The 12,561-nt window shown below is 44.9% G+C and carries 7 protein-coding genes; all 7 read left to right on the top strand.

Annotated features, from left to right (window positions below):
- Nucleotides 1–76: 76 nt before the first annotated feature.
- Nucleotides 77–1,972, top strand: coding sequence for an ATPase, T2SS/T4P/T4SS family (locus tag ACO0K1_RS15475; protein WP_423027292.1), 1,896 nt, complete (start codon nucleotides 77–79; stop codon nucleotides 1,970–1,972).
- The gene (locus ACO0K1_RS15470) at nucleotides 1,969–2,829 is read left to right on the top strand and encodes a type II secretion system F family protein (RefSeq protein ID WP_423027290.1); all 861 of its coding nucleotides are present in this window, start codon (nucleotides 1,969–1,971) and stop codon (nucleotides 2,827–2,829) included. The genes ACO0K1_RS15475 and ACO0K1_RS15470 overlap by 4 nt, the downstream gene beginning before the upstream one ends.
- A 47-nt stretch (nucleotides 2,830–2,876) precedes the next feature.
- Nucleotides 2,877–3,791, top strand: a complete 915-nt coding sequence (locus ACO0K1_RS15465) for a type II secretion system F family protein (RefSeq protein WP_423027288.1) — start codon at nucleotides 2,877–2,879, stop codon at nucleotides 3,789–3,791.
- Between the two features lie 11 nt (nucleotides 3,792–3,802).
- Complete coding sequence (locus ACO0K1_RS15460) at nucleotides 3,803–5,434, top strand: DUF192 domain-containing protein (RefSeq protein WP_423027286.1); 1,632 nt, start codon at nucleotides 3,803–3,805, stop codon at nucleotides 5,432–5,434.
- Entirely contained in the window at nucleotides 5,431–10,476 is a 5,046-nt protein-coding gene (locus ACO0K1_RS15455; RefSeq protein ID WP_423027284.1) for a DUF6531 domain-containing protein, read from the top strand. The genes ACO0K1_RS15460 and ACO0K1_RS15455 overlap by 4 nt, the downstream gene beginning before the upstream one ends.
- Nucleotides 10,477–10,491: 15 nt before the next feature.
- Nucleotides 10,492–11,343, top strand: a complete 852-nt coding sequence (locus ACO0K1_RS15450) for a hypothetical protein (protein ID WP_423027282.1) — start codon at nucleotides 10,492–10,494, stop codon at nucleotides 11,341–11,343.
- Nucleotides 11,344–11,586: 243 nt separating this feature from the next.
- Nucleotides 11,587–12,549, top strand: a complete 963-nt coding sequence (locus ACO0K1_RS15445; protein ID WP_423027280.1) for an IS481 family transposase — start codon at nucleotides 11,587–11,589, stop codon at nucleotides 12,547–12,549.
- Nucleotides 12,550–12,561 lie beyond the last annotated feature (12 nt).

Raw genomic sequence — 12,561 nt, 5'->3', positions numbered from 1 at the left:
CTGTATTTCGCACATCTTGAACTATCCATGATGGCATAAATAATTCTCCCTACAAACTCTCACATTGGCGTCCATTATGCTTCAAATTGAAATTACCGATAACGAAGGAAAAACCAGACTTCTACAGGTTTCTGATGATTGCATTGTTGGTAAAGGTGCTGGATGTGATATCCGACTTTCAGGATGGCTTATTGGCAAAGAACATGCACATATTTTTGTAACACCGAACGGCATTTTGTTGGACGACATGGGTGCATTCGGTGGTGTTCAAGTTAACGGCGAGCGTATCGATGCACAATATGGCCCGCTCAAAGATAGCGATATCGTAGGAATCGGTTCATATAAATTACGCGCTATGGAAATAGGTAAAGCCTCTGGCATCGTGCAGGCAGCTTCACCCCGATCCCGTTCGGATACGGCAGCGATTCGCAATCAGCAAGCCACTGAAATGATGGCCGAATCGCGCCGCTTAGCTGAAGAGACGCAAGAACGACTACTTCGCGAACAAAGTAGTGGAACTACCAAAGATGAAAATCAGACAACTGCCGCAAGCTTATCGTCTGATGCTGCCTCATCCGAAAAAGCAAAGCCATCCTTTGCGATGATTCTCGCGCCGGATACGAATAAGTTGGAACGAGAATTTGAATGGCGAAAAAAAATTCATACACGCTTATTAGAAACCATGGATTTACGCAGGCACGATGTTTCATCAATGACGGATGAAAAGCTGCGAAGCGAAACCTCGCAACTGATACGTCAGATCATGGAAACGATGGCTGTCGACATTCCTAAGGAACTCAATCATAAATTGTTAGCAAAACAGGTGCTTGATGAAGCCGTCGGTCTCGGACCGTTAGAAGAATTGCTTGATGATGATACGGTTTCTGAAATTATGGTCAATCGTTACGATGAAATTTATATTGAGCGCAGCGGAAAACTTTATAAACATCCACTCACCTTTACCGGTGACCGTGCTGTGTTAGGCGTAATAGAACGTATTGTTGCCCCCTTAGGGAGGCGTATCGACGAATCTTCGCCGATGGTTGATGCGCGTTTGAAAGACGGATCAAGGGTCAATGCGATTATCCCACCATTGGCTTTGAAAGGACCGACGCTGACTATTCGTAAATTTGCGAAGCGAAAGCTAGGCGTTGAAGACCTGGTGAAATTTAATGCAATAAGTTCTGGTATGGCTGAGTTCTTGCAGGTCTGCGTGGAGTCACATAAAAATATTATCGTCTCAGGCGGCACCGGTTCAGGTAAAACCACGCTTTTGAATATTCTGTCGAATTTTATTCCCCCGGGTGAACGTATTATCACTGTCGAGGATGCCGCTGAATTAAAACTGCATCATGCCCATTTGATCAGCCTGGAATCCCGGCCGGCAAATGCTGAAGGAAAGGGCGCAGTCCTCATTCGTGATCTGGTGAAGAATACCTTGCGTATGCGACCAGATCGAATTGTTGTTGGCGAGTGTCGTGGTGCGGAAGCGCTTGACATGCTGCAGGCAATGAACACTGGTCACGATGGCTCGCTGACCACATTGCACGCGAATACCCCGCGCGACGCGATGGCACGCCTTGAAACTCTGGTGCTCATGGCTGGGATGGACCTGCCATTGTCTGCTATTCGTGATCAGATTGCGTCCGCAGTACATTTAGTTGTTCAGCAAACTCGCTTTGCTTGTGGCTCGCGTAAAGTCACTTCAATCACTGAATTGACCGGCATGGAATCTGGAAAAATTCAAATGCAAGAAATATTTCGCTTTGTCCCTCAAGGTTACTCTGATACATCGTCCCCCGGCGGCAGCAAAGTCCAAGGACACTTCACTGGCTGCGATATGGTGCCGACCTTTTATGAAGAATTGCGCGCCGTTGGCCGTGCATTGGATATGACTATATTCAAACCCTATGGCAAAGAATCAGGCGCTGATTGGGAACTGGATATGTTAGCTAAGGAGGTGCGCACATGAATTCCTCCTTAAGTTTGTTGTTGATCGCATTGATTGTTGCACTTTCGGCGGGATTACTTACGTGGTTTGTTATCGATCTCGGCGCCACCAGCATGAAACGCTATCGTGCTAATTTTACTGAGAATGCCAAATTTCAGGTTCAGGAATTTTTTCTATTCATTGATCCACGTCGACTTTTTGTCGTCAATATTGGCATCATGATTCTTGGTACGCTGCTAGCGTGGATCGTGTCAGGAAGCATGATTATTGCGTTGCCTGTATTTATTTTTCTGGCATTAATGCCGCGCCTGCTTTACGCATTCATGCGGCAACGAAGGTTGCGCAATTTTGAAGAGCAATTGCCTGATGCATTGATGATGTTATCAGGTGGCTTGCGTGCGGGTGTTGGTCTCAATTCTGCAATCACTCAATTGGTTGCGGAAGCTCATGCACCACTAGGCCAGGAATTTTCATTGCTTTTGCGAGAACAAAGACTCGGTGTCACTTTGGAACAAAGTCTCAATAATCTGGCGCGCCGTATGCCAACCCAAACTACGACCTTAGTGGTATCGGCAATGCGAATTGCCACTGAAACAGGTGGTGGGCTGGCCGAAACCTTAGAACGTACTGCCAACACTATCCGTAGTCGCTTACAAATGGAAGGCAAAATCCGCGCACTGACTGCACAGGGGAAATTACAGGCATGGGTGGTCGGTGCCTTACCTTTGGGGCTGATGGCTGTACTGAATAATATGGAACCTGAAGCTATGAGTATGCTCTGGCATTCACGTATCGGCTGGGCGACCTTATTGGTTATTTTTATATTCGAATTTCTCGGGATTTTTGTTATCCGTAAGATTGTGACCATTGATGTTTAGGCACTTTTTTAATTTAGCTAATACTCCCTATTTTTCTTTCGATTGATATGAACAATCAAATTTTTATCATCCTTTTTGCAACGGCAATCGGGCTATCGTGCGCATTAATTGCGTGGCTGTTTTCGCATAGTGTATCGAAGGTTCCGGAAGAAGACAGATTTTATAAAGATCCGCCACCTTTGGGCTTCAGACTTGTTTGGCCTTTGATTCGATGGGTAACGCATTTTTTGGAGCCATTGCTGTCCTATAAAATTTATCAGACGGTATTGGCAAAACTTCGCAAGGCTGGGCTTGATTACACCATAAGCCCAGCGCAGTATATGAGCGCGCGAATTTTAAGTGCCATATTTACGGCTTTATTGTTTTTATGGGGAGTCAGTAGCTTTGATCATCCTGGTCGTAATTCTAACGGCACGTCGCTTTCAACTTACCTTCAACTGATGACAATGGGTGCGTTACTCGGTTGGGCATATCCGGCGATCTGGCTTAATGATCTACTCAAAAAGCGCCGGAGTGAATTATTAAAAACCTTTCCGTTTTATCTGGACATCATCACCCTCTGCGTTGAAGCGGGATTGAATATGCAAGGTGCGATGACCCAAGCGGTAGCCAAAGGACCTAAGGGTGTCATTCGCCTGGAATTTCAGCGTGTATTGCGAGATATCCGTGCCGGGAAAGGACGTTCAGAATCTCTGCGTGCATTGGCGGAACGGCTTGGTGAACCTGCCGTGACCAATTTTACGATTGCGGTTATACAGGCCGAATCTATGGGTATGAATCTTGGGCCAGTATTGCGGGCGCAGGCTGATCAGAGACGCAGCGAACGTTTTTTGCGTGCAGAGAAATTAGCGATGGAAGCCCCGGTGAAAATGCTGTTTCCACTCATTGCATTTATTTTTCCGTGTACTTTTGTCGTGATTTTCTTCCCGATTGCGATGAAGTTCATGCACTCAGGCTTTTAACGGATATGAATATGAAAAATTTTCATGGAACATCGAAAGCTAAAGACCCTTTCGTGGCAAAGGAAGCTAATGCAAGTATTTCTTGTCAAGGCAATAGTCTCTCCTTGGTGATTTCGTTGGCGAATAATTTTTGGAAGCGCTTTTGCGGTCTGATGTTTCGCAAGTCTTTTCCTGAAGGTTGGGGTTTATTGTTGACCCATTGCAACAGTGTGCACACGATGTTTATGCGTTTTCCTATCGATGTCATTTATCTTGATAACAATGGAAAAATCGTGAAGTGTATAGAAGGTCTCAAACCGTGGCGCTTCAGCTTTGGCGGACCTGAAGCTGAGCATTGTCTTGAACTGACAACTGGCGTTATTGCAAAGAATTCGGTGACATCCGGAGACCATTTATATCATTACTACTTTGACTCTGTGAAGCCGCATGGAAGTTTACTGTCGCCCGCCAAGTTATCACACAGTGCAAGGCAAACTGGCGCGACGATGGTCGAGTTTTTATTCGTGAGCCCCATTATTACCATGATAGGACTGGGGATTTTGCAATATAGCCTGTTGTTCTTTGCAAAAAATAATATTAATCACGCTGCGTTTATGGCGGCACGCGCCGGCAGTGTTGGAAATGCAGATCTGAAAAGTGTGCAAACTGCTTACAACAAAGCACTGATCCCCTTATACGGTGGTGGTCGAGATGCGATTGAATTGGCGCAAACACTAGTTACCGTAAATAAAGATTTGCTAACCAATAGCCGGATTGAAATGCTTAGTCCAACCAAGGAGAGCTTTGATGATTGGAGTGATGATGCTTTAAAGGCGACGATAGGTAAGGGCGCAAGCCGAGTGATCCCAAATTCAGGCCAAGCCTTTCGCGATGTGAAGAAAATTGGATCTAAATCAGGTCAAAATATTCAAGATGCCAATTTAATTAAACTTCGTATCACCTACGGCTATGAGATGAAGGTACCGTTTGTGAAAGAAATCATGAAAGTGTATCTAAAATGGTTAGATCCCAAAGATGATGTATTTCATACTCAATTAGTAAAAGATGGGAGATTCCCGGTTGTCACGCACGTCACCTTACAAATGCAGTCTGATGCGATTGAACCCACCAATCCAGTCAGTACACCAGGTATGGGCGACAATGGCAATCCGTCTGATCCAGGAGATCCACCAGCAGGCGGTGATGGTAAAGCGCCAAAATGTCCTTTGTCAGGATGCAGCTCAACAACTTCTCCGAATGACGGCAATGGTGATTCTGGAGGTTCTTGCAAACTTCCTATGGAAACAGTTTCATCTGACGTTTTGTTTGATTTTAACTCAGCGGTATTAAAACCAGCCGCACAAGGTCAGCTTAATAAAATTATTGAAGAGTCAAAAACTCGTGATTTTAGCAGTATGACCATACGCGGCTATACCGATCAGATCGGTTCCGATAGCGTCAATGCCAAACTCTCATTGGACCGCGCAAATGCAGTACGTGACTATTTGCTGAAGAATGGTTTCCCAACAGGCAAAAGCATTGATACAGAAGGCAAAGGTGCCACTGATCCAGTAGTGCCGTTGTCTTCGTGTACCAATGTCAGTACGCAAAAAAGTTGTCTCGCAGCGAACCGTCGCGTCACATTTACCTGGAACAAAGCATGAACCGGCAAAATATAATTCGTAGAAATGTATATCAGCGAATTCATTTTTTAATGTCAGTTTTAGGCTTACTGACGTTGTCGTTTTCAACTCTCTCCGCCGCTGCCTGTGGTCCCACGCCGGTCGGCGACCATTGCTCCGACGCCGGTCATCCTATCAATCTCATCACCGGTAATAAATTCCGCCGTGAAGTCGATTTACCGGCGCTGCCCGGTGAGCTCGGTCTGGAAATCGTGCGCTACTATAACAGCAGTGATGCCGTCGCCCGTCGCCCCGGATTGAATGGCCTGACCGGGCGTGGCTGGCGCCTTTCTTACGAATATTCTCTCAATCAAGGCAATCATCAGGTCGTGCTGCGTGAACCAGATGGTGTAACCCATAACTTTATGCAAGGCATCGTCGACCCCGAACGTTATCTGGCGGTGGATCCGGCATTGGGCTATCTCAGCTTTCGTGAGATACGCGGTGGGCGCGAATTTACCTGGCATAAAACTAATGGCTATCAAGTCCGCTTTAACCGCTTTGGCTGGACCGATGCTATTGACGCCCCTAGTGGTGCCCATCTGGGTTTATTATATTCGCCCAACGGGCGTTTAATCAGTCTGACTGATCCCCAGGGACGCAGCCTCTACTTTAACTATCCCGATAAAACCAGTGTGTGGCGCGATAACGCCTATGACGGCGTGGTGAGCATTGATAGTCCGGTCGGGCGCTTTGTGTATCACTACGGCAGCGAGCACATCAAGGTCGATAAAAGTTCCACTATTCCGGCGTGGCGCGTCGCTAATCTGATCCAGGTCGATTACCCCACCCATTACGACCCTGATCAACAACAGCATGCGTTTGCCAATCGTGGCGTCACCACCAGCAGTATCAACCGCCAGTACCATTACGAAGACAAACGCTTTCCATCCTTCTTAACCGGCATCAGCATGCACGGCAGTGGCAGCGATGGTCAGCAGATCGACCGCCGCATCGGCACCTACCAGTATGACGAGCGCGGACGCGGCATCCTGACTGTGTTAGGCGAGCCTGCCCGCTGGCAAGACGACAGTAAAGGCAAGACTGGCAGCACTAAAACCTTAGTCCCCGGCACTGGCATAGAACAACTCACCATCGATCGCAGCGACCCTAAGGTCATCGTCATCACCAACAGCCTGGGTCAGACCAGCCGAATCCGCTTTGCGGAGATTGGTGGTGAATACCGGATACTGGAACTACGCGGCCCCGGGTGCAGTACCTGTGGTCTGAGCAATGTGCGCTATGAATACGATGACAAGGGTCGTCGCCTGGTGATCCTGCGTCTGGATGGCGAAGGCAAGGTGGTCGACGGTGAACGCACAAGCTATGACCCGCTGGGCAGAATCATCCGCATCACGCATGAGATCTACAGTAGCAACCAAAGTAGCAAACAAAACGGCAAACAAAACGGTAAAGTACCCGAGAGCAAACTGATCAGCAGCCAACTCCTGCAACGCTTTGAATACGCCCCAAACGCTTACCAACCCAACCTCATCGCCCGCCCCAGCGTGGTCGCTGGACAAGAACAACAAATCCGCATCACCTACAACAGCGCCGGACAACCCACAGCTATTACTGAAACCGGCTACGAACCCTTGCACGCCCAGATGATCAGCCGCAGCACGACCTACCGCTACCAGCTCATCAACAGCATCAGTGTTCTGACAGAAATCGACGGTCCCTTAGCCAATGGCCCCAAGCGTAGTCCGGAAGATTCTGATATCACAAAGCTGGTGTGGGATGCCAGGGGCCGCTATCTACAAGCCATAATCAGCTCAGGCACAAACACGAGATTTTTTTACGATTGGAATGGACACGAAGGGTCAGGGCGGCTTATAAAGACATCGTTGAGTGACGGATATCGTCAAGTTGATACATCTATAGATTACAGTACGCATACGCAAATTGCGTTAAGCCCCGTGAAGATGAAAAAAAATGCCTGGCTATTAGAAAATGGAATACCGGCTTCTGCAACAAAATTAGAATTCAATCTGCTTAACGCTCACTATAATGCATTAGGACAGAGAGCCAAATTAGACGGTATAGATACTGTCGTTCCGACCAGCGAGGATAGCTCGAATTTGGATTTAGGCATTGGATCCGCTAGCAATTTGCAAAATTCTGCTGAATCAAGTCCACAAAGTCTATTGAAGAAATACGGCGCTCTTGGCACAGTCGCACAAAATGAAATTTTGAAATTCGAAATTAGCAATCGAAGTGCTGAGCGCCTTATTGATGATTTTGGTAGAGTTGTCGCAATTCAAAATCCAGGTCAGGAGTGGCAATATGCTGAATACGACGAAGCAAATAGAATTGTTCATGTTATAGATCCCCGTGGTGCAGAGCAGCTAGCTCACTATAATTTGCAAGGACACCTGATCGAATTGAAGCGCTTAAAGGACAAAAAACTAGAGCAGATTATATCCATTGAATGGCACGGGAATTTGAAGAAAACTGAAACCGTCTCAAACGGAGAAAATCATATCCTAAGTCAGACAAAATATACCTATAACTCGCTTGGCTGGTTAGTTTCTCAGGAGGTGAAAATTTCTTCACTACTGCATCCTAGAAAAACTGTAAGTTTTAGTTCGACAACTAAGTATGACGAAATAGGTAATCCAACCAGTAAAACCCTACCAGATGGCGAGCGAATTGCATATCGATATTTTATTGACGATACCGAGCATCGGAAACTCGCAGTAATTGAAAAAATTAACTGGCCTACATGGCTAGATTGGTTAATTCTTCCAATTTCGCATATCGTCCCTGATAAGTGGTTACCTAAAACTAGATTGACTCAATTTGAATCTGAAAAATTACGTGATCGTCAAATTATTGAATCTGGTTCGGAGAGCTTACTGGAAACGCAGGTCAATTTACAGGCGGGGTTAAGTGCGGTCCGACTTGGCCAGGAATTTGATAATGCTGGCTTGCCACAAACGCTGAATACATCAAGTGTTAGTCTAAAATTGTTATGGGATGCAGCGGGGCAATTGTGTGAAATCAAGGATGGAAACAAAATAATTGCCAGATACAGCTACGATGCGCAGGGTCGCCGCGTAAGTAAATCGACAGCCAAAGGAACTTCGTACTATTTTTATGAAGGTACCCAACTTACTGCGATTGCAAAAGAAAATAATGAAGGTCTTATAAGCATTGAAAGCGAATATGTGTATGCAGGCTATCAAGTTATTGCATGGGTTCAAAAGGAAAACACCTACACCTTACAAACTGATAATAGAGGCGCGACGCAGTCTGTGAGCAATGCAGTGACCGGCGCTGTACTTTGGACCAGCCATATTAATGATGGTGGACTAGTTTCAGCGAATCTTCACACAAAACTCGATCCCGGACTTCGTTTAGTAAATCAGTATTATGATGAAGAGTCAGGTCTGCATTACAACGTTGGTCGCTATTATGATCCAACAAAAGGAAGATTTATCAGCCCTGATCCAATGGGAATCGCAGATAGCATCGATCATTCGACGCCTGATTCGCTCAAGCTAGACACAACGATTTACGCAGCTGGTCAACCGGATATATTTTTTGATCCAGATGGCGCAGCAAAACTTATATATTATGCGATCACAACCGATGCCAATGGTAAATCGCTGGGGATGAATCAGGGATTCACTAAGGCCAGATGGGCTTTTGTGATACAAGATGTAAAAGCAATCAACATTGTCAATAATCCTGCATTGAGCGCATTAAACAAAAAATATGCGCAAAATCAGACAACAACGCTCGTTGATAAAGGAGGAGATTTTATCACTGGCGGGAAGGTTTCTATGACCATGGATGATCCAGCACTGACTAATTTCTTTACCGAACATTATGGTAGCAACCTCATATCAACGCCGCAATTTACGGTCGATCATTTTGATGATGAAAGCGCCACTATGCTCATAGCAAAATTTAATCAACAAGATCTTGCTACATTGGGGCAATGTCCAGCGGTGTCATTGTTACTCCCAAAAATAAAGTTCGCAGACGAAGAGCCAAGCATCGATGTGACAAAGGCAGACAGCACCAATGGTGCAACTAAGCAAAGGATTTTGGCTTGCGGAAAAGGTGCCAGCGACGATATCGATCAACGGCGGATAAGCAAATACGAGGCAGCTGCGGAAATCAACGAGACGGCTCGTATAAATCGAGACTGTTCTGTTGATGGATGCCCCGGCATTGGATATTACTGTGATTCGACCAAATGCTATCCGCCACGCGATCAACTGGCGTACGGTCCACCGAATACTTCCGAGCCTGTATATACCCCCTCCTATGGACGGTCTCAATTCATCGGCACTACTTTGTTGAATGAATTAATTATCGGAGTTGCACATTTTTCACAATCAGATAAGGATGCACTTGGTTTAACACCTGCTATGAAGAAATCACTTCAAGAGGGCTTACAACGAGGGAATAGCGTAGCCGTATGGCGCAAAAAAATTAAGGTGGAAGCAACTTACGCTGATGCCAATGCAGCATGGTCTAAGCTTTCTGTCGCTAGTCAAAAGCAATTTACTCAAGAGACGGGGTTGGGCGAGAGGGAGTTTACAGATATGGTTAGGATGAAAGCTAATCCGCCGAAAAATTCTAATGGGGATGATTTATCTGGAGATGCCTGGGCCGCCTTTGCCACCACCGCAATAATGATGGAATTGAAATTAAAAAATTACCTTATGGGAATAATTAGAGATTTTGATAAATTTAATATTATGAGTCACGCATTGATGAAAAAAAATATGGATATCGCAAAAGCTTCCAGTACATTCGACGGAACCGAAGAACACTTAGCCGCGATGGTGGCACGTGCGCATAATGGCGGTAAATGGGAAAGAATCCTGACTGATTTAAAAAAAAGTGACAACTATAACTATGTTAAGAAGTTTTTGGGCGAGCAGAAAAATTCAGGTGATTGGTATTCAATACGTTGCGCTGAATCATTCGGAGCAAGTACCATCCATCCTGGTGCAGGCGGTAAAGGTATAGGCGGTTTAGAAATTACACCATTAGTTTTAAATTAAATCAGGATAAATAGTATGCGTTCATTTATTTTCTTCATATTATTCGCAGTATTTGCAAATAGTTGGTCAGCGCAATCGGACAATGTTGAACTCAGTCTGGAAATTCCTGTTTGCAAGATGCCTAAAGCGAAGCCACTTCCAGAAAAATATTATCGTTTTAGCGAACAATGGAAGGAATTTCTATGGGTCAGGAAAGTTAAATCAAATGATTCGAGTGCTAACGGAAGTGGATATGAGCGTATAGATGGAAGTCAGTTGTTTAACTGGCATAATTTTGGAAAACTGGATATCAATGGCGATGGTACTTGTGATTGGTTTCTCGTTTCGTTAGCCCCCTACAGTAGTGGAGCGGGCGGAGGTATCCTTAATACTTTATATGTAGGTACACCAACAGGATGGTTGCGTATAGGTGCGCAAATTCCCAATAACGATCCAGATGTATTAGGTGCTGGAAACTCATCAAAAGAACAGGAGAACTTCTCTTTTTCTTCGGAAGCTTTAATCAGCATATGGGATAAAAAGGGAAATGTACCGTATTTAATTGGTTCGTTCGATAAAAGTCAGGATTCTGGCCGCCTGGATCAAGATGGCTACCACATTTATATTTGGGACTCTGTCAAAAATAAATTGAAAGAGCTTGATAAATGGCAACCCCAAAGCGCCGCGGCACAGGTGTACGCTTTCTTTAAAAAAAATGGTGCAGTCGACACTTCTACTACTGGTATTGATCGTCTGGTGAATTTTGATCCAAAAATTGAAAAGGATGAACTTGAAAAGGGATGTAGCAACGAGAGCTTGCTTCACCGTTCATCAGGCTTTTTTAAGGTCTGCCAGACTCAGCGTAGGGTTGAAGACAAACTTTATTGATCGTGAAAAGATACCCTACTAAAAATATGAAGTAGATCAATTTTATATTCGCTGTCATTTGGCATTTCACAGGCAGCAAAAAATGGACGATGCCTATTCAAAATTGGTGTATGGCATTGTATCGCTTTATGATTGAGTTAAATGAAGACATTCAAAAATACGATCACTGACTTCTTCCGTGACATTTACACAGAAGTTCTTACATGTGTGATTCATAGACATTATTTCAACTAAAATAGCTGAATGGATGACCAAATTCGAATGCGGCTTAAAGGAGTTCAGTTATATGAAGAACTCGGCAACGCAGGCATAGTTTGCCTGCGTTGCGGCATTTCAAGACCAACACTGCGGAAATGGTGGACTTGCTATCAAGCGATGGGTATTGATGGCTTACAAGAGAAGAGTCGCAGGCCAAATTCATCACCTCTGCAAAAGGTTCTGCCTATTCGTGTGCAATTAATTTCCGACCTCAGAAATCGTAAATTAGGACATCGCCGAATTCAAAACGAATTGAAAAGGCTGCACGACATTTCGTTTTCGACAGCGACGATTCACAAGGTGCTGGAGCGATTGGAGAAACAGTACCTAAAGCACAAACGAACTTTTAGAAAACATACCATCAGATATAGCCGTCCAGTACCTGGCGATCGAGTTCAGATGGATGTGTGCAAGATCGCTACAGGCATTTATCAATACACTGCAATAGACGATTGTTCCAGATATAAGGCACTTAGGCTTTATTCACGAAGAACTACCGATAATACGATGGATTTTTTTGATGTCGTTATTGAAGAGATGCCTTTCGCGATTCAGCGAATTCAAACCGACCGTGGACGTGAAATTTTTGCGACGCAATTTCAAAAAAGATTGCTCGAATGGGGTATTAAATTTCGCCCGATTAAGCCCGGCTCACCTTATCTGAACGGAAAAGTTGAACGGTCACAACGGACTGATCTCGATGAATTTTATTCGACTATTAATCTGAAAGATTCCAATCTGCACGCATTACTTGTGGAATGGCAGCACTACTATAACTGGGACAGACCCCACAGTTCACTTAGAGGAAAAACCCCCATAGAAAGACTTAACGAATATTCAGATAAGACTCCTCTACGGGAAGAGGTTGCGGCAAAGTTTGATCCATCAAAAGAGCGCATTCAGGAACAAAGTTATCGAGATGAATTGGCACTTCGAAAATTGAAATGATGTCTATGAATC

The organism is Undibacterium sp. SXout20W, assembly GCF_049340285.1.
Taxonomy (GTDB): domain Bacteria; phylum Pseudomonadota; class Gammaproteobacteria; order Burkholderiales; family Burkholderiaceae_D; genus Undibacterium.
Note: the sequence above shows the minus strand (reverse complement) of the source record. Positions and strands in the feature narration are given on the sequence as shown.

Bases quoted from the DNA above. Each gene is read 5' to 3' on its own strand.
- ACO0K1_RS15475 (WP_423027292.1), top strand. From the start codon at position 77: ATGCTTCAAATTGAAATTACCGATAACGAAGGAAAAACCAGACTTCTA.
- ACO0K1_RS15470 (WP_423027290.1), top strand. From the start codon at position 1,969: ATGAATTCCTCCTTAAGTTTGTTGTTGATCGCATTGATTGTTGCACTT.
- ACO0K1_RS15455 (WP_423027284.1), top strand. From the start codon at position 5,431: ATGAACCGGCAAAATATAATTCGTAGAAATGTATATCAGCGAATTCAT.
- ACO0K1_RS15465 (WP_423027288.1), top strand. From the start codon at position 2,877: ATGAACAATCAAATTTTTATCATCCTTTTTGCAACGGCAATCGGGCTA.
- ACO0K1_RS15445 (WP_423027280.1), top strand. From the start codon at position 11,587: ATGGATGACCAAATTCGAATGCGGCTTAAAGGAGTTCAGTTATATGAA.
- ACO0K1_RS15460 (WP_423027286.1), top strand. From the start codon at position 3,803: ATGAAAAATTTTCATGGAACATCGAAAGCTAAAGACCCTTTCGTGGCA.
- ACO0K1_RS15450 (WP_423027282.1), top strand. From the start codon at position 10,492: ATGCGTTCATTTATTTTCTTCATATTATTCGCAGTATTTGCAAATAGT.